Annotated in this window: 25 protein-coding genes; 18 read left to right on the top strand and 7 right to left on the bottom strand. The window is 68.3% G+C overall.

What is annotated here, in order from left to right; translation table 11 throughout:
* The 3 genes from AC4PMY_RS15810 to cysK form a co-directional block, all read right to left on the bottom strand.
* Positions 1–1,548: ABC-F family ATP-binding cassette domain-containing protein (locus AC4PMY_RS15810; RefSeq protein WP_491623165.1), on the bottom strand; the 1,548-nt coding region annotated here is incomplete at its 3' end.
* A 91-nt stretch (positions 1,549–1,639) separates the two neighbouring features.
* On the bottom strand, positions 1,640–2,206 hold the full coding sequence (gene epsC / locus AC4PMY_RS15805; RefSeq protein WP_064295301.1) for a serine O-acetyltransferase EpsC: 567 nt from the start codon (positions 2,204–2,206) through the stop codon (positions 1,640–1,642).
* A 9-nt stretch (positions 2,207–2,215) separates the two neighbouring features.
* Positions 2,216–3,154: a cysteine synthase A gene (gene cysK / locus AC4PMY_RS15800; RefSeq protein ID WP_064295302.1), complete on the bottom strand. Its 939-nt coding sequence runs from the start codon at positions 3,152–3,154 to the stop codon at positions 2,216–2,218.
* A gap of 163 nt (positions 3,155–3,317) precedes the next feature.
* Here cysK and prmC point away from each other — a divergent pair, with 163 nt between their 5' ends.
* A complete protein-coding gene (prmC, locus tag AC4PMY_RS15795) occupies positions 3,318–4,226 on the top strand; it encodes a peptide chain release factor N(5)-glutamine methyltransferase (RefSeq protein WP_228501986.1) in 909 nt (302 codons plus the stop codon).
* A 22-nt stretch (positions 4,227–4,248) separates the two neighbouring features.
* Here prmC and AC4PMY_RS15790 read toward each other — a convergent pair whose 3' ends face one another.
* Positions 4,249–4,887, bottom strand: a complete 639-nt coding sequence (locus AC4PMY_RS15790) for an HAD-IA family hydrolase (RefSeq protein WP_231884337.1) — start codon at positions 4,885–4,887, stop codon at positions 4,249–4,251.
* Positions 4,888–5,012: 125 nt separating this feature from the next.
* Between AC4PMY_RS15790 and AC4PMY_RS15785 the strand changes: the two genes are divergently transcribed.
* The 16 genes from AC4PMY_RS15785 to AC4PMY_RS15710 all read left to right on the top strand — a co-directional run bounded on the left by AC4PMY_RS15785 (position 5,013) and on the right by AC4PMY_RS15710 (position 19,987).
* Positions 5,013–5,810 (top strand): glycosyltransferase family 2 protein, encoded by a 798-nt coding sequence (locus AC4PMY_RS15785; protein ID WP_139205496.1) that lies wholly within the window; start codon positions 5,013–5,015, stop codon positions 5,808–5,810.
* Positions 5,807–6,778 (top strand): NAD-dependent epimerase/dehydratase family protein, encoded by a 972-nt coding sequence (locus AC4PMY_RS15780; protein ID WP_071262372.1) that lies wholly within the window; start codon positions 5,807–5,809, stop codon positions 6,776–6,778. Before AC4PMY_RS15785 ends, AC4PMY_RS15780 begins: the two co-directional genes overlap by 4 nt.
* 12 nt (positions 6,779–6,790) lie before the next feature.
* The gene (locus tag AC4PMY_RS15775; protein ID WP_064295305.1) at positions 6,791–8,611 is read left to right on the top strand and encodes a polysaccharide biosynthesis protein; all 1,821 of its coding nucleotides are present in this window, start codon (positions 6,791–6,793) and stop codon (positions 8,609–8,611) included.
* Positions 8,608–9,594 (top strand): MraY family glycosyltransferase, encoded by a 987-nt coding sequence (locus AC4PMY_RS15770; protein WP_071262371.1) that lies wholly within the window; start codon positions 8,608–8,610, stop codon positions 9,592–9,594. Before AC4PMY_RS15775 ends, AC4PMY_RS15770 begins: the two co-directional genes overlap by 4 nt.
* Before the next feature lie 73 nt (positions 9,595–9,667).
* Complete coding sequence (locus tag AC4PMY_RS15765) at positions 9,668–10,336, top strand: L-threonylcarbamoyladenylate synthase (RefSeq protein ID WP_064295307.1); 669 nt, start codon at positions 9,668–9,670, stop codon at positions 10,334–10,336.
* Entirely contained in the window at positions 10,333–11,598 is a 1,266-nt protein-coding gene (locus tag AC4PMY_RS15760) for an MraY family glycosyltransferase (RefSeq protein ID WP_064295308.1), read from the top strand. The genes AC4PMY_RS15765 and AC4PMY_RS15760 overlap by 4 nt, the downstream gene beginning before the upstream one ends.
* Entirely contained in the window at positions 11,595–12,080 is a 486-nt protein-coding gene (locus AC4PMY_RS15755) for a Cg1360 family ATP-synthase-associated protein (RefSeq protein ID WP_071262370.1), read from the top strand. The genes AC4PMY_RS15760 and AC4PMY_RS15755 overlap by 4 nt, the downstream gene beginning before the upstream one ends.
* Before the next feature lie 275 nt (positions 12,081–12,355).
* The gene (gene atpB, locus AC4PMY_RS15750; protein WP_175117868.1) at positions 12,356–13,135 is read left to right on the top strand and encodes a F0F1 ATP synthase subunit A; all 780 of its coding nucleotides are present in this window, start codon (positions 12,356–12,358) and stop codon (positions 13,133–13,135) included.
* Between the two features lie 46 nt (positions 13,136–13,181).
* The gene (gene atpE, locus AC4PMY_RS15745) at positions 13,182–13,415 is read left to right on the top strand and encodes an ATP synthase F0 subunit C (protein ID WP_064295310.1); all 234 of its coding nucleotides are present in this window, start codon (positions 13,182–13,184) and stop codon (positions 13,413–13,415) included.
* Between the two features lie 30 nt (positions 13,416–13,445).
* Positions 13,446–13,997 carry a F0F1 ATP synthase subunit B gene (locus AC4PMY_RS15740; protein WP_064295311.1) on the top strand — a complete coding sequence of 184 codons (552 nt, stop codon included), beginning with the start codon at positions 13,446–13,448 and terminating at the stop codon, positions 13,995–13,997.
* On the top strand, positions 13,997–14,794 hold the full coding sequence (locus tag AC4PMY_RS15735; RefSeq protein ID WP_071262369.1) for a F0F1 ATP synthase subunit delta: 798 nt from the start codon (positions 13,997–13,999) through the stop codon (positions 14,792–14,794). The genes AC4PMY_RS15740 and AC4PMY_RS15735 overlap by 1 nt, the downstream gene beginning before the upstream one ends.
* 109 nt (positions 14,795–14,903) lie before the next feature.
* Entirely contained in the window at positions 14,904–16,532 is a 1,629-nt protein-coding gene (gene atpA, locus AC4PMY_RS15730; protein WP_071262368.1) for a F0F1 ATP synthase subunit alpha, read from the top strand.
* A gap of 3 nt (positions 16,533–16,535) precedes the next feature.
* A complete protein-coding gene (locus AC4PMY_RS15725) occupies positions 16,536–17,429 on the top strand; it encodes a F0F1 ATP synthase subunit gamma (RefSeq protein ID WP_064295314.1) in 894 nt (297 codons plus the stop codon).
* Positions 17,430–17,476: 47 nt separating this feature from the next.
* Entirely contained in the window at positions 17,477–18,943 is a 1,467-nt protein-coding gene (gene atpD / locus AC4PMY_RS15720) for a F0F1 ATP synthase subunit beta (RefSeq protein WP_064295315.1), read from the top strand.
* A gap of 2 nt (positions 18,944–18,945) precedes the next feature.
* Entirely contained in the window at positions 18,946–19,221 is a 276-nt protein-coding gene (locus AC4PMY_RS15715; protein WP_064295316.1) for a F0F1 ATP synthase subunit epsilon, read from the top strand.
* 4 nt (positions 19,222–19,225) lie between these two features.
* Positions 19,226–19,987 (top strand): YaaA family protein, encoded by a 762-nt coding sequence (locus tag AC4PMY_RS15710; protein ID WP_491623164.1) that lies wholly within the window; start codon positions 19,226–19,228, stop codon positions 19,985–19,987.
* 10 nt (positions 19,988–19,997) lie between these two features.
* Here the strand turns inward: AC4PMY_RS15710 and AC4PMY_RS15705 are convergent, their stop codons facing one another.
* Complete coding sequence (locus tag AC4PMY_RS15705) at positions 19,998–20,585, bottom strand: DNA-3-methyladenine glycosylase I (protein ID WP_064295318.1); 588 nt, start codon at positions 20,583–20,585, stop codon at positions 19,998–20,000.
* Entirely contained in the window at positions 20,582–21,130 is a 549-nt protein-coding gene (locus AC4PMY_RS15700; protein ID WP_491623163.1) for a methylated-DNA--[protein]-cysteine S-methyltransferase, read from the bottom strand. Before AC4PMY_RS15700 ends, AC4PMY_RS15705 begins: the two co-directional genes overlap by 4 nt.
* 108 nt (positions 21,131–21,238) lie before the next feature.
* On the opposite strand from AC4PMY_RS15700, the gene AC4PMY_RS15695 reads away from it, so the two are divergent.
* The gene (locus tag AC4PMY_RS15695; RefSeq protein WP_491623162.1) at positions 21,239–22,207 is read left to right on the top strand and encodes an aldo/keto reductase; all 969 of its coding nucleotides are present in this window, start codon (positions 21,239–21,241) and stop codon (positions 22,205–22,207) included.
* Positions 22,208–22,216: 9 nt separating this feature from the next.
* Here AC4PMY_RS15695 and AC4PMY_RS15690 read toward each other — a convergent pair whose 3' ends face one another.
* Positions 22,217–24,031, bottom strand: coding sequence for a BCCT family transporter (locus AC4PMY_RS15690; RefSeq protein WP_491623161.1), 1,815 nt, complete (start codon positions 24,029–24,031; stop codon positions 22,217–22,219).
* Positions 24,032–24,122: the final 91 nt, after the last annotated feature.

The following is a 24,122-nucleotide window of genomic DNA, read 5'->3' as shown; positions in this document are numbered from 1 at the left end:
GCGCAGTCGCTTCGTCGCGACCTTGTCGGCGAAGAACCGGTCGTGGCTGACCACGACGATGGCCCCGGGGAAGTGCACGAGTGCGCGCTCCATCACCTGCGTGCTCGCGAGGTCCAGGTGGTTCGTCGGCTCGTCGAGGAGGAGCACCGAAGCTCCGGAGAGCAGGCACTGGGCCATGGCGACGCGGGCGCGCTGCCCACCCGAGAGCATGCCGATCTTCTGCTTGAGGTCGGCGTCCGAGAACTGGAACATACCGAGGAAGCGGTTCACCGACTTCTTCGTCGCCGCGAAGGCGAGGCTGTCGGGCATGGCGCCGACGGCGTGAGCCGCCGTGTCGGTGAGGTCCAGCTCGTCGACCATCTGGTTGTAGGACGCGTATCGGACCCCGCCGGTCCACGTGACGTGACCGGCGTCGGGGCGTTCGTCGCCCTCGAGGATCCGGAGGAACGTGGACTTGCCCGCACCGTTCGGTCCGTGGACGACGATGCGTTCGCGGCGGCCGATCTCGAGGTCGAGTCCGTCGAACAGCGTGTGGTCGCCGTAGGCCTTCGTGAGCCCCTGGATCCGGCAGAGCGTGTCCTTGATGTGCAGGCCGCCGTAGATGTCGGTGATGATGTCGTCGACCGGACGCGGCGGCCTGGCCTTCTTGATCTTGGCCAGCTGCGAGGAGAGGTCCTTCTTCCCGGCGGCCTTGGCCGCCTCGCGACGGTCCGAGATGCCCTCGGCCTCGAAGGCGAGCAGTTCGGACTCGTGGACGAACTGCGCCTCGAGGCTCTTGAGCCGGAACTGCTTCTGGACGACGTACTGGTCGAAGCTGCCGGGGTACTCGTGGAGGTGGAAGTTCTCGACCTCGACGATGCGGGTGACCACGGCGTCGAGGAAGGTCCGGTCGTGCGAGACGACGATCGCCGCGCCGCGGAACGAGCCGAACCAGGATTCGAGCCACTCGACCCCCGCGACGTCGAGGAAGTTCGTCGGCTCGTCGAGGAGCAGGACGTCCGGGCGCTCGAGGAGGATCTTCGCGAGCGCCGCGCGGTTGCGCCAACCCCCGGAGAGCGAGTCGATGGGGAGCACGCGGCGCGCGGCGTCGAAGCCGAGCGTGGTGAGGGCGGTGTCGATGTGGCGCTGGTAGTCCCAGCCGTCCTGGCGCTCCATCTCCTCGAAGAGCTCGGCCTGCCGCTCGATGAGCTTCGTCATCCCGTCGAGGTCGTTCGGGTCGGCGGCGATCGCGGCGTCGATGGATGCGAGTTCCGCCTCGATGGCGTGGACGTGACCGAAGAGTCCTTCGAGGACCTCGGTGATGGTGGCGCTGCCGTCGAGCTCCGAGAACTGCGAGAAGTACCCGATCCGCGTCCCGTCATCGATGGTCACCGTGCCCGAGTCCGGCTGGAGCTGGTCGAGCGCGAGCTTCAGGAGGGTGGACTTGCCTGAACCGTTCCGCCCGATGAGCCCGACCCGGTCGCCTGGCTCGAGCCGGAAGAAGACGTCGCGGAGCACCGGGCGTTCCTCGAACCGGACGGTGACGTCGTGCAGGCGGATGAGACTCATGGGGACCTCTCGAGGAGCGGGATGCGGGTGGGATGCGGGAGTTCGTCGTCCGGGAGAGGCGCGGGCGACGGATCGCCTCACCGCTCGCGGATCAGATGTGGTACTCGGGATCGAGCAACGCGAGGCCGTGGGCGCCGCTCCCGCGCGGGCGCTCGACCGCGGGGACGCCGAGCAGCAGACTGCGGGGTGGGCAGGCCTTGGTGACGACGGCGTTCGCGCCGACGATGGTGCCCGCACCGATCCGGATGGGCCCGAGGATCTTCGCCCCGGCACCGACGGCGACGCCGTCACCGATGGTCGGGTGGCGCTTGCCGACCCCGCGGCTCTTCCCGCCGAGGGTCACGCCGTGGAAGATCATGACGTCGTCGCCCACCTCGGCCGTCTCACCGATGACGACGCCCATACCGTGGTCGATGAAGAACCGCCTGCCGATCCGGGCGCCCGGGTGGATCTCGATCCCGGTGAGGAACCGGGTGAACTGCGAGCCGAACCGGGCGAAGGTGCGGAAGCCGCGCCGCCACAGGCGATGGTGCAGCCGGTACGCCCAGACGGCGTGCAGGCCGGAGTAGCTGAGCGCGATCTCGATGGTGCCGCGGGCCGCCGGATCGTGTGCGCGTGCGGCACCGATGTCCTCGCGGACCCGCGACAGCATTCCCATGCGTCGAGCCTAGTCGCGCAGGTCGTCGTACATCGTCGTCGACAGGTAGCGCTCGCCCGCGTCGGGGATGATGACGACGATCGTCTTGCCGGCCATCTCCGGACGGCGTCCGACCTCGAGGGCGGCCCAGACAGCGGCGCCGGAGGACATGCCGCCGATGATGCCGTCGTCGGTCGCGAGGCGTCGTGCGGTCGCGTAGGCCGTGTCGGTCTCGACCGGGATGATCTCGCTGAACAAGGAGGTGTCGAGGATGTCGGGCACGAAGTTCGGGCCGATGCCCTGGATCTTGTGTCCACCGGCACGACCCTCGCTGAGCAGCGGGGAGTCCGCGGGCTCGACCGCGATGATCTGCACGTCGGGGTTGTGCTCACGGAGCCAGCCGCCGACGCCGGTGATGGTCCCGCCCGTCCCGATGCCCGCGACGAACGCGTCGACCGTGCCGGCGGTGTCCTCCCAGATCTCGGGCGCGGTCGTCCGTCGGTGGATGGCGGGGTTCGCTTCGTTCTCGAACTGCCTGACCCAGACGGCGCCGGGGTTCTCGGCGACGATGCGCTGCGCCTCCTGCACGGCGTTCGCCATCCCCTTCGTCGGATCGGTGAGGACGAGCTCGGCACCGTAGGCACGGAGGAGGGTCCGGCGTTCCTTGCTCATCGAGGCGGGCATCGTGAGGATGACCCGGTAGCCCCGCGCGGCTCCCACGAGGGCGAGCGCGATACCGGTGTTCCCGCTCGTCGACTCGACGATGGTCCCTCCGGGCTGCAGCTGGCCCGAGGCCTCCGCCGCATCGACGAGCGCGATGCCCAGGCGGTCCTTGACACTCGATCCGGGGTTGTAGAACTCCAGCTTCGCCAGGACGGTCGCGCCGACGCCCTCGGCGATGCGGTTCAGGCGGACGAGCGGGGTGCGGCCGTAGGCCTGGGTGATGTCGGTGTAGACGGTGCCGGTCACGGTGTTCCTCTTCCTCGAACGGGGCTCGGTTCAGCCTACGACCTGGTCGATCAGCGGTCTCCCGTGTGACGAGGAGGGTCGACGGCCCGCGGCCGCATCGAGGCGGTGGGGTAGGCTCGGTGCGGCCCACCCGACCAGGCCGCCCCAGATGATGACCTCGCTCATGCCCAGCACCCCTTCCGCCGCCGCCGCAGACACCCCGTCAGCCGGCCACCCTGCGACCGTCGAACTCGCGCGCCAACACGCCGTCGAGATCCTCACCCGCGCGGCCGTGCCGTCACCCGACGTCGACGCGGAGCTCCTCCTCGGACACGTGCTCGGCCTCGGTCGCGGTGCCGTGCAGGCCGCGGCGATCACCGGTCGCGTGCTCGACGCCGAAGAGCGCACCGTGTTCGCCGAGCTGGTCGAACGTCGGGCCGCGCGTGAACCGCTGCAGCACATCACGGGTCGTGCCGCGTTCCGTTCGATGGAACTCGCGGTCGGACCAGGCGTCTTCGTGCCGCGCCCCGAGACCGAGTCGGTCGTGCAGTTCGCCATCGACGCGCTCCGGGCGGTGCCGATCCCTCGGCCCATCGGCGTCGACCTCGGCACCGGCAGTGGAGCGATCGCGCTGGCGATGGCGACCGAAGTCCCGAACGCGGCGATCTACGCGACCGAGAACTCGGTCGAGGCGTTCATCTGGGCGAGACGGAACTTCGCCGAGTCCGGTGCCGACAACGCCACCGTCGTCTTCGAGCACCTCGCCGACGCCTTCCACGAGCTCGACGGCTCGGTGGACGTCGTGATCTCGAACCCCCCGTACGTCCCGGACGACGCGATCCCACGCGATCCCGAAGTGCGTCTCCACGACCCCTCGGCCGCGCTGTACGGCGGACCGGACGGTCTCGACGTGGTGCGCCAGGTGTCCGCGACCGCGCAGCGACTGCTCCACCGGGGCGGCACGCTCATCATCGAGCACGGTGAACTCCAGGGGCAGGCCATCCGCGAGCTGCTCACGGCCGACGGCTGGCACGCTGCGGCGACGCACCGCGACCTCACCACCCGCGACCGCACCACCATCGCGATCCGCTGACCCGTCGCGGCCGGAGGTCGGGTCAGGGGGTGGCAGCCACGAACGCGTCGACGGCGGCGTCGAGTCCCGCGACGTCGAAGGCACCTGAGGCGTCCTTCGTCAATCGGAAGGCGTGCATCCCCACGGCCTCGGCACCCGCGCAGTTCGCCGCGGAGTCGTCGATGAGCATGGTGCGACCGGGCGCGACGCCGTACCGGCTGAGCGCCCGGGTGTAGACACGGGGCTCCGGCTTCTCCGCTCCGAGGACGGCGGACACGAGGTCGTTCTCGCCGAGGAGGGCTGCGGCTTCGGGAGCCAGCTGCGCGAAGGAGTCCCGGAACGGGATCGGATTGTTCGACAGCAGGGAGACCGTGCCGAGGGTCGAGGCGCGGGCGAGGGTGGCCAGGACGCCGGGAACCGGTGTCATCGCCGCCGCACGGGCCTCGCGCCACTCCGCGAGGGTCAGCGGGTATCCGGTGACCTCGGCGAACACCGCCAGGTAGTCGTCACTGGTCGGGTACTCGCCGATGTTGGCCGCGGCCTCGTGCCCGCCGACCCACCACTGCTTCGCGAGCCGGTACTGGCTCACGCCAGTCAACCGCGAGAGCGCCGGAAGGCGTTTCCGGAAGTCGTAGTCGTACAGGGTCTTGTCGCAGTCGAAGAAGAACACACGCTCTGGCACCACTCCAGTATGCGGCCCCGGGCTCCCGGGACCGCACGCGGGCAGCACGTAGACTGACCAGGCGCGTCGGGCCCACGTCCGTCGTGCCTCGGCGGTGCCGTCCCCGCCGCCGGAGAGGGTGAACCGTGGACCGTCCTGTGACCGCCTGCATCGTCATGTACCGGAACGATCGCGACAAGCTGCGTGCGGCCATCGACTCGACCCTCGGAAGCCCGCTCGTCGAGACGCTCTACCTCGTCGACAACTCGCCGACGGACGAGCTCCGCGACCTCGTGGACGACCCGCGGATCGAGTACCTGCACAACCCCTCGAACCCCGGCTTCGGCGCAGCCCACAACCTCGCGATCGCGAAGGTCCTCGGGCGCTCGAAGTTCCACATGGTGGTCAACCCGGACGTGTACTTCGAGCCGGAGGCGATCGAGGAGCTCCACGAGTTCATGCTCGAGCACCCCGAGGTCGGGCACGTCATGCCGAAGGTGCTGTACCCCGACGGCTCCCTCCAGTACCTGGTGAAGCGGAACCCCTCCGTCTTCGACCTCTTCGCCCGCCGGTTCCTGCCCGGTCCGCTGAAGCCGCTCGTCGCGAAGCGCATGGCCCGCTACGAGTACCGCGACATCGACGAGAACCCGGCGCACGACTACAACAAGACGATGTTCGACGTGCCCTACCTCTCGGGGTGCTTCATGTTCCTCCGGACCTCGACCCTGCACCGCGTCGGCTTCTTCGACGAGCGGATCTTCATGTACATCGAGGACGCCGACCTCACCCGACGCTTCCTCCAGGTGTCCCGGACCGCGTATTACCCCGGAGCGACGATCCACCACCACTTCGCGAAGGGCTCGCATCACAACCGGAAGCTGATGTGGTACTCGATCCAGGGGGCCTTCGTGTACTTCCGCACGTGGGGATGGTTCGGACGATGAGCCGGGTGCTCGTGACCGGTGCGACCGGCTTCATCGGGACGAACCTCGTCCCCGTCCTCGAGGCGGCCGGCCATGAGGTCGTGCCGTTCTCGTTACGCGGGTGGACGGGGGAGCCCTTCCCCGCGGACGTCGACGTCGTGGTGAACCTCGCCGGGAAGGCGCACGACCTCGACGGCACCGCCTCTCCCGAGGTGTACCGCAGGATCAACACCGACCTCGCCGAACGTGCGTACGTCGCCTTCCTCGCGTCGGACGCCACCACCTTCATCCAGCTGAGCAGCGTCGCCGCGGTGAACGAGGCGACGGTCGACGGCGTGCTCGACGAGTCCGCCGAGCCCCACCCGGTGACCCCGTACGGGAAGTCGAAGCTCGCAGCCGAGCGGCTCCTGCTCGCCGTCGAGCCGCCCGCCGGTCGCCGGACGATCGTCCTCCGTCCGACGATGGTGCACGGGCCGGGGGACAAGGGCAACCTGCGCCTCCTGTTCGGTCTGCTCTCCCGCGGCATCCCGTACCCGCTCGACGCCTTCCGCAACGAGCGCAGCTTCGTGTCGATCCAGAACCTCACGTGGGCGATCACGAGCATCATCGACACGCCCACCGTCACGACGGGTGTGTACCTCGTCGCCGACGACGAGCCCGTGTCGACGGGGCACCTCGTCACCCTCATCGCCGAGGTCACCGGTCGCCGGGTCCGTCGCCTGGCGCTCCCACCGGCCCTCGTGCGGTTGGCGGCCGCCGTCGGCGATCGCGTCCCCGCCGTGCCGCTCAACTCCGGGCGTCTCGCCAAGCTCACCGAGGACTACCGCGTCTCCGGTGCCCGACTGCTCGGTGCACTCGGGCACGAGCGTATGCCGACGGCGACGGACGACGGTCTCCGGTCCTCGATCGCAGCCCTCGCCGCGGAGCGCGGTGCGCCCGGCCCCGACGCGCAGTCCGTGCGCAGCCAACGCGGAGCCGGCGATCGGTAGGATCGACACGTTATGACCTCCACGCTCCCCGACGCCCCCCGTAGATGGACGCAGGCGCCCGGTCCTCGTTTCGCCGCGAAGACCGCCCTCGACGCACTGTGCTGGGTGCTCGCCATCGTGGTCGCCCAGCTCGTCCGGTTCGAGCTCGAGTACGAGCGCGTGGCCCTCGTGGGGACGGTCCTCCTGTGCGTCATCGCCGTGGTCGCCCAGCTCGTCGTGGCCTACCTGTGGAGCTACTACCACGGCCTGCACAGCTTCGGCAGCTTCTATGAGGCGAAACAGCTCATCGTCGTCGCGCTGATCGTCACGGCGATCCTCATCGCGGTCAACGCGGTGTTCGGCGTCGCGTGGGGGGTTCCACGGTCCACCACGGTGATCGCGTTCCCGTTCGCGATCGTCTTCATGGGCATCACGCGCTACGTCAAGCGACTCTTCGTCGACAGCCGCAGCCGGCCGATCGAGGCGCAGCGCGTCCTCGTCTACGGAGCCGGTGCGCTCGGGATGTCGATCATCCCTCGGCTCATGCGCGACCCGCAGTCGCCCTACCTCCCGGTGGGTGTCATCGACGACGACCCCTCGAAGCGCAACTTCCGCATCGCCTCCGTCGCCGTGGTCGGCACAGGAGCCGACCTGGTGGCGGCCGTCAAGCGCACCGGGGCGCAGGCGCTCATCATCAGCATCGCGGACGTCGACAACGACTTCATCCGCCAGGTCAGTGAGCGCGCCGACGAGGCGAAGCTCCGAGTGCTCGTCGTCCCTCCCATCGACACGATGCTGGCTCCCGGGACGGGCGAGAGCGCGCCGAGCCTGCGCGACCTCAACGTCGAGGACTTCATCGGCCGCAACACCGTCGACCTGCAGGTCGAGAGCATCGCGGGGTACCTGACCGGCAAGCGCGTGCTCGTCACCGGTGCCGGCGGATCCATCGGCTCCGAGATCGCCCGGCAGGTCAACCAGTTCGGTCCGGCGGAGCTCGTCCTGCTCGACCGCGACGAGACGGGGCTCCACACCACGCAGCTCTCGATCTCCGGACACGGTCTGCTCGACACCAAGGAGGTCGTGCTCGCCGACATCCGCGACCTCCCCTCGCTCATGGAGATCTTCGAGGACCGCCGTCCCGACGTCGTGTTCCACGCGGCAGCGCTGAAGCACGCTCCGATGCTCGAGCAGTACCCCGACGAGGCTTGGAAGAACAACGTCCTCGGCACCCTGAACGTGCTGAACGCGGCACGAGCCGTGGGCGTCGGCACCTTCGTCAACATCTCGACCGACAAGGCCGCGAACCCGACGACCGTCCTCGGCTACAGCAAACGCATCGCCGAGAAGCTCACCGCCTGGATGAGCGCCCAGGAGACCGACGCACGGTACCTCTCGGTCCGGTTCGGCAACGTCATCGGCAGCCGTGGCTCCGCCATCCCGGCGTTCACCGCCCAGATCGAGGCCGGTGGCCCGGTCACGGTCACGCACCCCGACGTCACCCGCTTCTTCATGACGATCCCCGAGGCGTCGAAGCTCGTCATCCAGGCCGGCGCGATCGGCGACCCGGGCGAGGTCCTCATCCTCGACATGGGCCGTCCGGTCCGGATCCTCGACGTCGCCAAGCGCATGATCGCCGCGTCCGGCAAGGACGTCGAGATCGTGTACACCGGTCTGCGGCACGGCGAGAAGCTGCACGAGGTCCTCATCGACACCGACGAGATCGCCGACCGCTCGAAGCACCCGAAGGTCTCGCACACGCGGATCCAGCCGCTCGACCCGGCACTCCTCGACATCGCCGTCTGGCGGGAGACCATCGCCGACGAGGGCGCCGGAACCCGCCACCTGGTGCAATGACGGTTGCCATCCTGGCGGGGGTGCTCGCGCTCGTCGTGAGCCTGCTGTCCCAGCTCGCCATCCGCCCGATCCTCATCCGTCGGGCGGTCGTCGACACCCCGAACCACCGATCCATGCACGTCACCCCGACGATCCGCGGGGGAGGGATCGGCGTCGCGCTCGCGGTCGCCGTCGGTCTCGGTACGGCCGCGGTCCTGCTCCACAGCCTGCCGCTCTGGATCGTCGCCGCCGTGTCGATCGTGAACGCGGCCATCGGAGCCGTGGAGGACGTCCGCGGACTCCCCGTCCGGGTGCGCTTCGGCTTGCAGGTCGTGCTCGGACTCGTGGCGACCTGGGTGCTCGTCGTCTCGATGGCCGCGAGTTTCTGGTGGATCCCGCTCGGGATCGTGGCGCTCGTCGCCTACACGAACATCGCGAACTTCATGGACGGCGTCAACGGCATCTCCTCGATGCACGGCACGGTCGTCGGCGGGTTCTACGCCGGTCTCGGCACCGTGGCCGGTCTCCCGGGTGTCACGGCAGCCGGCCTCGTCGTCGCGGCCGCGTTCCTCGGGTTCCTGCCGTGGAACCTCGCTCGGCGCCGGATGTTCCTGGGCGACGTCGGCAGCTACCTCCTCGGCGGCTCCCTCGTCGCGGTCGCCATCTACGCGGCCTTCAGCGGCATCTCCTTCGTCGCGCTGATCGCCCCGGTCCTCGTGTACGTCGCCGACACCGGCACGACGATCATCGCGCGCTGGAGGCGGGGGGAGCCGCTGCACGAGGCGCATCGCAGCCACGCGTACCAGCGTCTCGCCGCCGGCGGACTCGGCCACCTCGGGTCCACCGCCGTCGTCAGCGTCGCGACACTCGCCACCGGGCTCCTCGGGGTGGTCGTCGCGACGGGCGCGTGGCCCCTCCAGGTCCTCGCCGTCCTCGGCATCCTGCTCGTCCTCGCCGTCTACCTGTGCCTGCCCAGACTGCTCGGAAGACGCCCGAGGCTATGATTGAGCGTCGTCACCCCGATCATCCGGCCGACTGATCACCGATCGGCGGCCCCGTTCAGCCAGGACCCACCACATGCCGCAGACCTTCGATTGCCAGGATCACGCGCAGCTGCTCGCCGGGATGCGCCTGGCGCGGACGGCCCTGGCGAGGGGTGAGCTGGTCGTGCTCCCGACCGACACGGTCTACGGGGTGGCCGCCGACGCGTTCTCCCCGGCCGCGGTGCAGCGCCTGCTCGACGCGAAGGGTCGGACCCGGCAGTCACCGCCGCCCGTCCTCGTCTCCGGTGTGAACACGCTCGAGGCCTTGGCGGCGTCCGTGCCCGATGCCGTGCACCGGCTCGTCGAGGCGTTCTGGCCCGGAGGCCTGACCATCGTGCTCGAGGCCCAGCCGTCGCTCGCCTGGGACCTCGGCGAGACCGCAGGCACGGTCGCGCTCCGGATGCCGTCGAACCCGGTGACCCTCGAACTCCTGCAGGACACCGGCCCGCTCGCGGTCTCCTCGGCGAACCTCACCGGCCGACCGGCCGCGACGTCCGCCGCTGCCGCGCTCGAGATGCTCGGCGATTCGGTCTCGGTCTACCTCGACGGCGGCGAGAGCGGCGAGCAGTCGTCGACGATCATCGACGCGACCCGACTCGGCACGGCCGACGAACGGATCGTCGTCCTGCGCGACGGAGCCGTCTCCCGCGAGGCGATCCGCGACGTGGTGGGCGATCTGCTCCCCGAGTCGCGCGAACCATGAACCAGTTCTCCGGGTACCTCATCGTGCTCGTCGTGAGCGCGGGCATCACCTTCGGCTTCGCCCACCTCGCGCGGCGCGTCGGTGTGAAGTACGGTCTCCACCCACCGATCCGCGAGCGGGACGTCCACCAGACGCCGACGCCGCGCCTCGGCGGGGTCGCGATGTTCATCGGCATCCTCGTCGCGTTCGGTGTGGCCTGGCAGCTGCCCTTCTTCGACCTCGTGTTCGCCGATCCGGAGCCGGTGCTCGCGATCCTCGGTGCCGCCCTGTTCATCGTCGGGATCGGCGTCGCAGACGACCTGTGGGACCTCGACTGGATGATCAAGCTCGCCGCACAGTTCATGGCGGCAGGGCTCGTCGCCTGGCTCGGTGTGCAGATCTACTCCTTGCCCATCGGTGGCCTGACGGTCGGCTCGTCGTGGGTGTCCTTCTCGATGACGGTCTTCGCCATCGTGCTCGTGATGAACGCGATCAACTTCGTCGACGGTCTCGACGGGCTCGTCGCCGGTGTCGCCGTCATCGCGAACACCGTGTTCTTCGTCTACACGCAGCTGCTCGTGACCTCCACCGGGGCGAGCGACTACTTCAACCTCGCTTCGCTGATCGCCGCGATCCTCGTCGGCGCCTGTCTCGGCTTCCTCCCGCTCAACTGGCACCCCGCCCGACTGTTCATGGGCGACGCCGGTGCGCTGCTCGTCGGGCTGCTCATGGCGACCTCCGCAGCCGCCGTGACCGGCCAGGTCGACCCGGCCGCCCTGGGCCGCACGCAACTGTTGCCCGCGTTCATCCCCATCCTGCTGCCGTTCGCCATCCTGGTCGTGCCGCTCGCCGACTTCGTCCTGGCCGTCCTCCGTCGTCTCCGGGCCGGCAAGTCGCCGTTCAGCGCGGACCGGATGCACCTGCACCACCGGCTGCTCGACCTCGGTCACAGCCAGGTGCACGCCGTCCTGATCTTCTACGGCTGGACGGTGGTCATCTCCGTCGGATGCCTGGCGTTCTTCGCCGCCCCGACGTGGCTGGCCGTGCTCTTCGTCTCCGTGGGCGTCGTCACCTGCACGGCGTTCACGCTCCTGCCGATCGGTCGCCGCAGGCGGGCCGACCGGCTCGCGCAGCGCGTGGCCGCCGGCGCTGAGGGGGCTCCCGGGTCGGCGCTGTACGATCGGCTCGACGAGGCCTCCGGGCAGCGCGACCCCGAGGCGCCCGTGAGCGGCGCAACCCTCGACACCCTCGACTCTCTCGCCAAGAAGGACCAGCACCCATGACTCCTCCCGCCCAGGCCGGCTCGCACGTGAGCGCCAACCGGGTCTTCCGCACGGCACTCCGGTACAGCGCGCTCCTCGCGCTCGTGATCGCCGTCGTCGGGGGAGTGGTCGGCTGGAGCGTCGACGGTTCCCGCGGGCTGACGAGTGCGCTCATCGGCACCGCGATGGCGCTCGTGTTCCTCGGCATCACCTCGGTGAGCATCCTCTTCGCCAACCGCTGGTCCGGCCAGGAGTTCTTCGTCGGCATCCTGTTCGGGGTGGTGATGGGCAGCTGGCTCGTGAAGTTCGTCATCTTCCTCGTGCTCGGCTTCATCCTCAAGGACCAGCCGTGGGTCAACGCACCGATCCTGTTCGGGAGCGTCATCGTCGGTGTCGTCGGATCGCTCGTGATCGACGCCGTCGTGGCGGCGAAGGTGCGGGTGCCCTACGTCTCGGACGACATCCTCCCGAAGGCGTCGCCGCAGGACTCCGACCGGGGCTGACGCTGCGGACGCATCGTGGTCGCGCGGGAGCATGCCGGAACCGGTATCCGGGTCGCAGTCGAGGTCGCGGCTCGGAATATAGCCGTGGAATACCACCCCTGGGTTCGTCGGGGCCCGGTTTCCTTGCTAGACTCGTCAACGAATCCTCCCACTAGCACCGCTTCGGCGTGCGGCGAGGAGACATCCCCCCTGTTCGTCGCCGCGAGAGCTCTGCTCCACGCCCCCGAAACTGGAGATACGTGCTGTTCGCTAACGCCGTGCACCTGATCGCACCGATGGCCGCCGAAGATGGCGAGTTCCACGGTCCGTCGATCGACGAGTTCTTCCCCGACATCATCCTCTTCGAGGGCACGCCCTTCGCGATCAACCGGGTCATCCTGATCCGGTTCATCGCGGTGATCGCCCTCCTCCTGTTCTTCTGGCTGTCGACGCGCAAGATGCGCCTCGTCCCCGGCCGTGCGCAGAGCCTCGCCGAGATGGGGCTCGGCTTCGTCCGCGTCAACATCGCGGAAGACCTGCTCGGCAAAAAGGACGGCCTCCGGTTCCTGCCGATCCTGACGACCATCTTCTTCATGGTCCTCGCGATGAACCTGACGGGCATCATCCCCGGGCTGAACCTGGCCGGTACCTCGGTCATCGGTGTCCCGCTGGTGCTCGCGCTGGTGTCCTACGTCACCTTCATCTACGCCGGTATCAAGAAGAGCCCGGGCAAGTTCTTCAAGAACTCCCTCTTCCCCTCCGGGGTGCCGTGGCCGGTGTACATCATCGTCACGCCGATCGAGCTCATCTCGACCTTCGTCATCCGCCCGCTCACGCTGACGCTCCGACTCCTCATGAACATGATCGTCGGGCACCTGCTCCTCGTCCTGTTCTTCGCGGCGACGCAGTTCTTCATCGTGAACCTCGGCGGATGGTTCGCCCTGATGGGTGTCGGGACGCTGGCCTTCGGCCTCGTCTTCACCCTCTTCGAACTCCTGGTCGCAGTCCTCCAGGCCTACGTCTTCACCCTCCTCACCGCGGTCTACATCCAGCTCGCGGTCGCAGAAGAGCACTAATCGAGCCCGGCACCCGCCAGGTCTCACCCAACGGAAGGAAACAAACGTGGACGCAACTACCGTTCTCGCCGCCCTTGAAGGAAACATCGCGACGGTCGGTTACGGTCTCGCAGCCATCGGCCCCGCCATCGGCGTGGGTATCGTCGTCGGCAAGACGATCGAAGGCACCGCGCGTCAGCCCGAGCTGGGTGGTCGTCTCCAGGTCCTCATGTGGATCGGTATCGCCTTCACCGAGGCGCTCGCCTTCATCGGCATCGCGACCTACTTCATCTTCGTCTAAGCCCCCTTTCACATCTCCGAAGGAGGCAAGATGTTTGATGCAGTGATCATCGCTGCTGAAGAGGGCGCACCGACGAACCCTCTCATCCCAGCGGTCTACGACATCGTCTGGTCTGCCGTCGTCTTCATCATCATCCTCGGCTTCTTCTGGAAGCTGGTCCTGCCGAAGGTGCAGAAGCTCCTCGACGACCGCGCAGCGGCCATCGAGGGCAACATCGCCAAGGCCGATGAAGCGCAGAAGCAGGCCGAAGCGGCGCTCGAGCAGTACAACGCTCAGCTCGCCGAGGCCCGTCAGGAAGCCGGCCGCATCCGCGAGCAGGCTCGTGTCGAGGGTCAGACGATCCTCGCCGAGCTCAAGGAGCAGGCCACGGTCGAAGCCGCTCGCGTCACCGCGAGCGCTCAGGCACAGATCGAAGCCGAGCGTCAGGCGGCCGTCGTGTCGCTGCGTGCCGAGGTGGGCACGCTCGCGCTCGACCTCGCCAGTGGCGTCATCGGCGAGACGCTGAACGACGACGCGAAGGCCACGGCGGTCGTCGACCGGTTCCTCGCGGACCTCGAAGCGTCGGAGAAGGCAGCCAAGTAATGGGAAGCGCGACCAGAGAAGCACTCGCCTCGTCGAAGGAGGCCCTCGCCGCCCTCGGCGCCGGGGCCGATCTGGCCACCGCGGACGGACTGTTCGCAGCGGGCCGGGCCATCGGCGGCTCGAGCCACCTGAGCGCGGCGCTCAGCGACCCCGCAGCCGACGCCGGTGCCAAGCGCACCGTCGTCGAGCGGATCTTCGGCACCCAGCTGAGCGCTCAGGCGCTCGGCCTGCTGCAGACCGTCGTCTCCGGCCGCTGGTCCAGCGAGGCCGACCTGCTCGCGGGCATCGAGGAGCTCGGCCTCCGGGCCGCCTCGATCTCCGCCGGTGCGCAGGGCGACATCGAGGCCGAGTTGTTCGAGTTCGGGAAGCTCGTGTCGAGCAACCACGAGCTCGAACTGGCCCTCAGCAGCAAGCTCGGCTCGTCCGCTGCGAAGGGTGCCCTCGCGGCGTCCCTCCTCGCGGGCAAGGCGAGCCCGCAGACCGTCAGCATCGTCGGTCAGCTCGTGCAGCAGCCGCGAGACCGTCGGATCGGAGAACTGCTCCGGTACGCATCAGGCATCGTCGCCGACCAGCAGGGCCTCGCGGTCGCCACGGTCACGGCAGCCGCACCGATCGAGGCGTCGCAGCTCCAGCGCCTCGAGCGCCACCTCGCCACGGCCTACGGCCGTCAGGTGAAGATCAACCAGGTGATCGACCCCGCCGTCGTCGGTGGACTGCGCGTGCAGCTCGGGGACGACGTCATCGACGGCAGCCTCGCTGCCCGACTGAACGACCTCCGTCTGCAACTGGCCGGATAACGGCCCGTGCAGCGCGGAGACCGGCCCGACGGTCTCCACAACTCAAGACGTTGATCCTGACGGATCGCACCTCTCGGAACCCCCGGGTTCCACAACCAAAAGGAACATGATGGCAGAACTCACGATCAGCCCAGACGAGATCCGGGATGCTCTCAAGGACTTCGTCAAGGCCTACGAGCCCGGCACCGCCGCGGCCACCGAGGTCGGACGCGTGATCGATGCCGCTGACGGCATCGCCCACGTCGAGGGCCTCCCGGGCGCCATGGCGAACGAGCTCCTCCGCTTCGCGAACGGCACCCTCGGCCTCGCGCTCAACCTCGACGAGCACGAGATCGGCGTCGTCGTCCTCGGTGAGTTCGACGAGATCGTCGAAGGCATGGACGTCACCCGCACGGGCGAAGTCCTGTCGGTCCCCGTCGGCGACGGCTACCTCGGACGTGTCGTCGACACGCTCGGCAACCCGATCGACGGCCTCGGCGAGATCGCCAGCACCGGCCGCCGCGCACTGGAGCTCCAGGCTCCCGGCGTCATGCAGCGCAAGTCGGTGCACGAGCCGCTCCAGACCGGCATCAAGGCGATCGACGCCATGATCCCCGTCGGCCGTGGCCAGCGCCAGCTGATCATCGGCGACCGCCAGACCGGCAAGACCGCGATCGCGATCGACACCATCATCAACCAGAAGGCCAACTGGGAGTCGGGCGACGTCAACAAGCAGGTCCGTTGCATCTACGTCGCCATCGGCCAGAAGGGCTCGACCATCGCCTCCGTCAAGGGTGCGCTGGAAGAGGCCGGCGCGCTCGAGTACACGACGATCGTCGCCTCGCCTGCGTCCGACCCGGCCGGCTTCAAGTACCTCGCTCCGTACACCGGTTCGGCCATCGGTCAGCACTGGATGTACGAGGGCAAGCACGTCCTGATCATCTTCGACGACCTGTCGAAGCAGGCCGAGGCCTACCGTGCCGTCTCCCTCCTCCTCCGTCGTCCGCCGGGACGCGAGGCGTACCCGGGTGACGTCTTCTACCTCCACTCCCGTCTGCTGGAGCGTTGCGCGAAGCTGTCCGACGAGCTCGGCGCCGGTTCGATGACGGGTCTGCCCATCATCGAGACCAAGGCCAACGACGTCTCGGCGTACATCCCGACCAACGTGATCTCGATCACCGACGGCCAGATCTTCCTGCAGTCCGACCTCTTCAACTCGAACCAGCGCCCCGCGGTCGACGTCGGTATCTCCGTCTCGCGCGTCGGTGGCGATGCTCAGGTGAAGAGCATCAAGAAGGTCTCCGGAACGCTGAAGCTCGAGCTGGCGCAGTACCGCTCGCTCGAGGCCTTCGCGATGTTCGCATCCGACCTCGACGCTGCCAGCCGCCGTCAGCTCGCCCGTGGCGCTCGCCTCACCGAGCTGCTCAAGCAGCCGCAGTACTCGCCGTACCCCGTCGAGGAGCAGGTCGTCTCGATCTGGGCCGGAACCAAGGGCAAGCTGGACGACGTTCCGGTCGAGGACGTCCTCCGCTTCGAGCGCGAACTGCTCGACTACCTGGGTCGGAACACCGAGGTCCTCACCACGCTGCGCGACACGAACGTGCTCGACGACGACACCGTCTCGAAGCTCGATGCCGCTGTCGACCAGTTCAAGCTCGAGTTCCAGACGGGCGAGGGCGCTGCCCTCGGTTCGGAGCAGGTCGAGGAGCTCCCGGTTGAAGACGTCAACCAGGAGAAGATCGTGAAGGGTCGCCGCTAGTCCATGGGCGCTCAACTCCGGGTCTACACGCAGAAGATCAAGTCTGCGCAGACGACCAAGAAGATCACGAAGGCGATGGAGCTCATCGCCGCGTCGCGCATCCAGAAGGCGCAGGCGCGGGTGGCGGCATCCGGACCCTATTCTCGTGCGATCACTCGTGCCGTGTCCGCCGTCGCGACGTACTCCAACGTCGACCACGTGCTCACGACCGAGCCGGAGAAGGTTGAGCGGGCTGCGGTCGTCGTGTTCGCATCCGACCGAGGCCTCGCCGGCGCCTTCAACTCGCAGGTCCTCCGTGAGGCCGCCGAGCTGACCGAGCTCCTGCGCAGCCAGGGCAAGGACGTCACGCACTACCTCGTGGGCCGGAAGGCCGTCGCCTACTTCACGTTCCGTCGGATGCAGGCTGCAGGGGAGTGGGTCGGCAACACGGAGAACCCCGACTTCGCCACCGCGCAGGAGATCAGCGAGTCCATCCTCAAGGCGTTCCTCACGGACGCCTCTGAAGGTGGCGTCGACGAGATCCACATCGTCTACAACCGCCTCGTGAGCATGATGACGCAGACCCCCGAGGTCGTCCGTCTCCTGCCGCTCGAGGTCGTCGAAGGCGTCGAGGAGCCCACCGACACCGCTGTGCTGCCGCTGTACGAGTTCGAGCCGGATGCCGAGAGCGTGCTCGATGCGCTGCTCCCGAACTACATCGAGAGCCGGATCTTCAACGCGCTGTTGCAGTCCTCCGCCGCGAAGCACGCCGCGACGCAGAAGGCGATGAAGTCGGCCAGCGACAACGCCGACAAGCTCATCACCGACTACACCCGCCTCCGCAACAACGCGAGGCAGGCCGAGATCACCCAGCAGATTTCCGAAATCGTTGGCGGCGCAGACGCGCTCTCGTCCTAGTCATCGCAACACGCACACGTATCTGTAGAGACAGAGAAGAGAAGAACATGACTCCCACCGCAACTGCCGAGCAGGGCGCTGCAGAGGTGAAGGCCGGCGCCGTCGGCCGCATCTCCCGCGTCACCGGCCCGGTCGTCGACATCGAGTTCCCGCACGACGCGATCCCGGGCATCTACAACGCCCTGAAGACCAGCGTCGTGATCGGCGAGCAGACGATGGTCCTCACGCTCGAGGTCGCACAGCACCTCGGCGACGACCTCGTGCGCGCCATCGCCCTGAACCCGACGGACGGCCTCGTCCGAGGCCAGGAGGTCACCGACACGGGTTCGCCCATCTCGGTGCCCGTCGGCGACGTCACCAAGGGCAAGGTCTTCAACGTCATCGGCGAGGTGCTCAACGCCGAGCCCGGCGAGCAGATCGAGATCACCGAGCGCTGGCCGATCCACCGCCAGCCGCCGTCGTTCGACCAGCTCGAGTCGAAGACGCAGCTCTTCGAGACCGGCATCAAGGTCATCGACCTCCTGACGCCGTACGTCCTCGGTGGCAAGATCGGCCTCTTCGGTGGTGCCGGTGTCGGCAAGACCGTCCTCATCCAGGAGATGATCCAGCGCGTCGCGCAGGACCACGGTGGTGTGTCGGTGTTCGCCGGTGTCGGTGAGCGCACCCGTGAGGGCAACGACCTCATCCACGAGATGGAGGAGGCGGGTGTCTTCGAGAAGACGGCCCTCGTGTTCGGCCAGATGGACGAGCCGCCGGGAACGCGTCTCCGGGTCGCCCTCTCGGCGCTGACGATGGCGGAGTACTTCCGCGATGTCCAGAAGCAGGACGTGCTGCTCTTCATCGACAACATCTTCCGCTTCACCCAGGCCGGTTCTGAGGTGTCGACCCTGCTCGGTCGCATGCCGTCCGCCGTGGGTTACCAGCCGAACCTCGCCGACGAGATGGGTCTCCTCCAGGAGCGCATCACCTCGACGCGCGGCCACTCGATCACCTCGCTGCAGGCGATCTACGTCCCCGCCGATGACTACACCGACCCGGCACCGGCGACCACCTTCGCGCACCTCGACGCGACGACCGAGCTCTCCCGTGAGATCGCGTCGAAGGGTCTCTACCCGGCCGTCGACCCGCTGACCTCGACGAGCCGTATCCTCGACCCCCGCTACCTGGGTGCCGACCACTACCGCGTCGCCACCACGGTCAAGCAGATCCTCCAGAAGAACAAGGAACTGCAGGAGATCATCGCCATCCTCGGTGTCGACGAGCTCTCCGAGGAAGACAAGATCACGGTGTCGCGTGCGCGCCGGATCCAGCAGTTCCTCTCGCAGAACACCTACATGGCGAAGAAGTTCACCGGTGTCGAGGGTTCGACCGTTCCGCTCAAGGAGACGATCGAGTCGTTCGACGCCATCGCCAAGGGTGAGTTCGACCACGTGGCCGAGCAGGCCTTCTTCAACGTCGGTGCCATCTCCGACGTCGAAGAGAAGTGGGCTCAGATCCAGAAGGAGAACGGCTAGTCATGGCCTCCGCTCCTCTGACCGTGAGCGTCGTCGCGGCTGACCACGAAGTGTGGTCGGGCCCGGCACGCCAGCTGATCGCGAAGACCGTCGACGGCGAGATCGGAATCCTGCCCGGCCACGAGCCGATGCTGGCCATCCTCGCCGCCGGTGAGGTCCGTGTCACGCTCGAAGACGGCTCGAAGATCGTCGCGAACGCTGAAGACGGCTTCCTGTCGGTCGAGAACAACACCGTCACCGTCGTGGCCGGCAACGCCACGCTCGTGACCAGCTCCTGATTCGGTGCTGATCCTCCTTCCCCCTTCGGAGACGAAGCGGGACGGCGGCGACGGACGAGCCCTGGACACCGCCCTGCTGCGGTTTCCAGGGCTCTCCTCGTCCCGGAACGATTGCCTCGACGCCCTGGTGTCGCTCGCCGCCGATGAGGCTGCGACGGTGAAGGCTCTGAAGCTCGGTCCCAAGCAGCTCGGCGAGGTCCAGCGCAACCGCGTGGCGGCGACGTCCGCGACCATGCCGGCGATCGACCGGTACACGGGGGTGCTGTACGACGCGCTCGAAGCCGCCACACTCCCAGCAGACGCGCGACGCTTCGCCGCTCAGCACCTGGTCGTGCACTCGGCGTTGCTCGGCCCGGTCGGCGCGCTCGATCCCATTCCGGCCTATCGGCTCTCCCACGACTCCAGGCTCCCGGGGTTCGTGCCCAAGCGGCACTGGGCGGGGCCCGTCGCCCGCGAGTTGAACGCCGTCCCGGGTGTCCTGTTGGACCTGCGCTCGGAAGGCTACGCGGCGCTCGGGCCGTTGCCGGACCGCGTCGGTGCCGTCTACCTGCGCGTGCTCACGGTCGGCGACGATGGCCGCCGTCGCGCGCTCAACCACTTCAACAAGCAGGGCAAGGGCCGTTTCACCCGCGCGCTGTTGGAGGCCGGTGTCGACCACCCTGATGTCGACTCGTTGCTCGACTGGGCGCGATCGACCGGGTGGGTGCTCGACGTCCACGCCCGTGCCGACGACGGTCGGGTGACCGAGCTCGCCCTCGTCGTCTGACCCCTTCGGATCAGGGAGCGCTCTCCGAGCGCCAGCAGCCGACGAGGTGGTCGTCGACGAGCCCTCCGGACTGCATGAGGGCGTACATCGTCGTCGGGCCGACGAACCGGTAGCCGCGCTTCCGCAGGTGGGCGCTGAGCGCGGTGGACTCGGGGGTCACCGCAGGCACCTCGGTCCACTGGGCGAACCGGGCCGGCCGTGACGGGGGAGCGAAGCTCCAGAGGAGCTCGTCCAGGTCGTCGCCCAGCTCGAGGGCGGTGCGGGCATTGCCGATGACCGCGTTGATCTTCCCGCGGTGCCGGATGATCCGGGCGTCATCGAGCAGGCTCTCGACATCAGCTTCCGTCATGGCTGCGACGGCGTCGAGGTCGAAGCCGTGGAACCGTTCCCGGAAAGCCGGTCGCTTCCGAAGGATCGTGATCCAGGAGAGCCCCGCCTGGAACCCTTCGAGACTGATCTTCTCGAAGACCTGCCGCTGTCCGTGGAGCGGCACGCCCCACTCCTCGTCGTGATAGCGCTGGTACTCCGTGTCCGTCCCGGCCCAAGCGCAGCGGGTCAGGCCGTCGGTGCCGACGATGGTCGGGGAGACTGGACTCATCGGCGGTACGGGATCCCTTCGTGGTCGAGGAGCCAGCGTTTGGTGGCTGGTCCGTCTCCGCCAGAATAGCCCGTCACGATCCGCCCGGTTCCGAGGACGCGATGACAGGGGATGAGGAGCGCGATGGTGTTCGCCCGAACCGCCTGGCCGGCCGCCCGGCCGCCCTGCGGGGCACCGGCCGCGGCCGCGAGGGCGCCGTACCCGGTGGTGTCGCCGAACGGCACTTCGCCGAGCGCCGACCAGACCGCCTGCTGGAACGGCGTGCCGGTCGTGACGATCGGGAGGTTGAACACGGTGCGTCGTCCGCGGAAGTACTCGTCGATCTGCTCCGCGGCGTCGAGGAGGACCGCGGTGGGGCGTTCGTCCGTTCCGTCGAGCGGAAGTCGGCCGTGGCGTTCGAAGCGCACGGCTGAGACCGCGTCGTCGACCGAGCGGAGTTCGATCCGCCCCACCGGCGTCGGCATCCGGAGGAAGCCCTCGGCGGACGGGTCGGCGATGACGGAGCAGGGGAGTACGGGATCGGTGACGGTGAGGTGTGTGGTCATGCACCGAGCGTAGGAAGCCCGTGATCGGCGCGATGCGTCACACGGCCGTGACCGTGACGTCGGGGGCCGACGGGTGCCTGTGGAGGACGGTCGGGCTAGCCTGGACGCATGTCTGATCTCAGCTATCGCCCACTCGGTCGCAGCGGCCTCCTCGTCTCAGCGGTCGGCATCGGCTGCAACAATTTCGGCCGCGAGGGCACGGTCACCGAGAGCCTGGACGGCACGCGAGCCGTCGTCGACGCCGCGATCGACGCCGGAATCACCCTCTTCGACACCGCCGACATCTACGGCCGGGAGTACGGGCTGAGCGAACGGCTCCTCGGGCAGGCGATCGCCGGACGGCGGGATGAGATCGTCCTCGCGACCAAGTTCGGCCATGTGGACTACGAGAGCCCGATCCCGAACTGGGGCGCCAAGGGCTCCCGTCGCTACGTGCGGCTCGCCGTCGAGGGTTCGCTCCGCCGCCTGGGCACCGACTGGATCGACCTCTACCAGCTGCACACCCCAGACCCGTTCACGCCCATCGAGGAGACGATCGCCGCCCTGGACGAACTCGTCCACGAGGGGAAGATCCGCTACGCCGGCCACTCGAACTTCGCCGGTTGGCAGCTGACCGAGGCGGACTGGGCGGCTCGCACCGCCGGCCACCCGGCCTTCATCTCGGCCCAGAACGAGTACAGCCTGCTCGTCCGGGGCGCCGAGCGCGAGCTGTTCCCGGCCATGCGCGCCGCCGGCGTCGGCTTCCTTCCGTATTTCCCGCTCTACAACGGCCTGTTCACGGGGAAGTTCTCCCGCGACGGCGGGCCGGCGGACAGCCGCATCATGCGCCAGCGCAAGCACCTGCTCGACACGGCGCCCTGGGACGCGATCGAGGCCTACCGGGCCTTCTGCGACGAACGCGGCATCTCCATGCTGGAGGCGACGTTCGGCTGGTTGCTCGCCCAGGACGGACTCTCGAGTGTCATCGCCGGCGCGACCACTCCGGGGCAGATCCGCGCGAACGCCGCAGCCGGTTCGGCGTGGTCGCCGACCGCCGAGGAAGCGGCCTGGATCTCGGACCGCTTCCCCGTCGGTTGAGCCGCCTGGTCAGTCCTTCGAGCGGCGCTGCTTCGGGTCCTGCTGCTGCGGGTCCGGGGACGCGGCCGATGTTCCCGGGGCGTCCGGGGAGGCGAGCTGCCGGAGGTCGAGCTGGGCGGTCATCGTCCCGAAGTGCTCCGTGACCTGTTCGGAGACCTGATCGGACAGCTGTTCGCTCACGTCCGCTGACACGCTCTCGGTGAGCTCTGCGGCGAACAGGCGACGTTTCGCCCGCTGCTCCCGTCGCACCTCGATGCCGAAGGCCTTGAACGAGGAGACGCACATGAGGATGATCACGACGCTGAACGGCAGCGCCGTGATGATGGCCGCCGTCTGCATCGACGCGAGCCCGCCCGCGATGAGCAGCGAGATGGCCAGGAGGCTCGTCACGAGTGCCCAGGCGATCCGGACCCGGTTCCGCGGCTCCGTGCCGCCGGTGGTGAGCATGCCCATCACGAGCGATCCCGAGTCGGCCGAGGTCACGAAGAACAGGAGGATCAGCAGCAGGGCGCCGACGGTCGCGATCGATCCGCCGGGGAGGCCTGCGAGCATGTTGAACAGGGCGGTGTTGAGATCCACCGGGCCGTCGGCACCGCTGAAGTCACGACCCTCGAGCGACTGCATGATGGCGGTGCCACCGAGCACGGCGAACCAGAGGAAGGTGACGAGGGTCGGGACGAGCAGGACGCCGAGCACGAACTGCCGCACGGTGCGCCCCTTCGAGATGCGGGCGATGAAGACGCCGACGAAGGGCGCCCACGACATCCACCATCCCCAGTAGAAGGTCGTCCACGAGGACTGCCAGGCCTCGCCCGCAGCACCCTGGTACGCGGAGACGTTGAAGGTGAGTCCGACCACGTTCTGGAGGTAGGCGCCCATCGACTGCACCCATTCGCGCAGGAGGAACAGCGTCGGGCCGGCGAACAGGACGAAGAACAGGAGGAGCCCGGCGAGGATGAGGTTGGTGTTCGAGAGCCACTTCATGCCCTTGTGCACACCGGAGACGAGGGAGAAGATCGTGACCCCGGTGATCACGAGGATGAGGATGACCTGGGTGAGGATGTTCGGCTCGGCGATGCCCGTGTAGCCGAGTCCAGCAGAGATCTGCAGCACACCGAGTCCGAGTGAGGTCGCGACGCCGAAGACGGTGCCGATGACGGCGATGGTGTCGATCGCGTTGCCCCAGCCGCCCTGCACGCGCTTGCCGAGGAGCGGTTCGATCGCCCAGCGGATCGACATCGGTCGTCCCTTACGGTGCACGGCGTAGGCCAGGGCCACGCCGACGACCGCATAGATCGACCAAGCGTGAAGGCCCCAGTGCAGGTACGTCTGACTCATCGCCTGCTGGGCGAGGGACTGCTCGGACCCCGTGACGCCGGGACGCGGCTCGAGGAAGTGCGTCAACGGTTCACCGACGCCGTAGAAGACGAGGCCGATGCCCATGCCGGCGGCGAAGAGCATGGAGAACCAGGACAGGAGCGAGAACTCCGGTTCGTCGTCGTCCTTGCCGAGCTTGATGTCGCCGAACTTCGACACGGCGAAGACGATCGCCACGATGACGAAGGCCGCGACGAGGAGGACGTAGTACCACCCGAGGCCACCGATGATGCCGGACTGGATCGCGTTGAAGACGGACTCTGCCTGCTTCGGAAGCAGGATCGAGAACAGCGCGACACCGAGGATGACCACGAGGGAGGGCCCGAGCACCCAGGGGATGACCTTCGCGGGGGCGTCACCGGCCGCCGCGTCGGAGGTGGGGATGGTCTTCGTGCTCACGTGTGCGCTCCTCGGGCCGTGCGGGCGACCCTGCGTCGCCCCGATCATCAAGGGTAGGGAGCAGCGGCGATCCGGACAACGTTGCGGTGGGGGCCCTGGTGTGCAGTCCCAGTGGGCGGGTCGCTCGCGGAGCTCGGCG

Source organism: Plantibacter sp. MDV22-iso1 (assembly GCF_058408345.1).
Note: the sequence above shows the minus strand (reverse complement) of the source record. Positions and strands in the feature narration are given on the sequence as shown.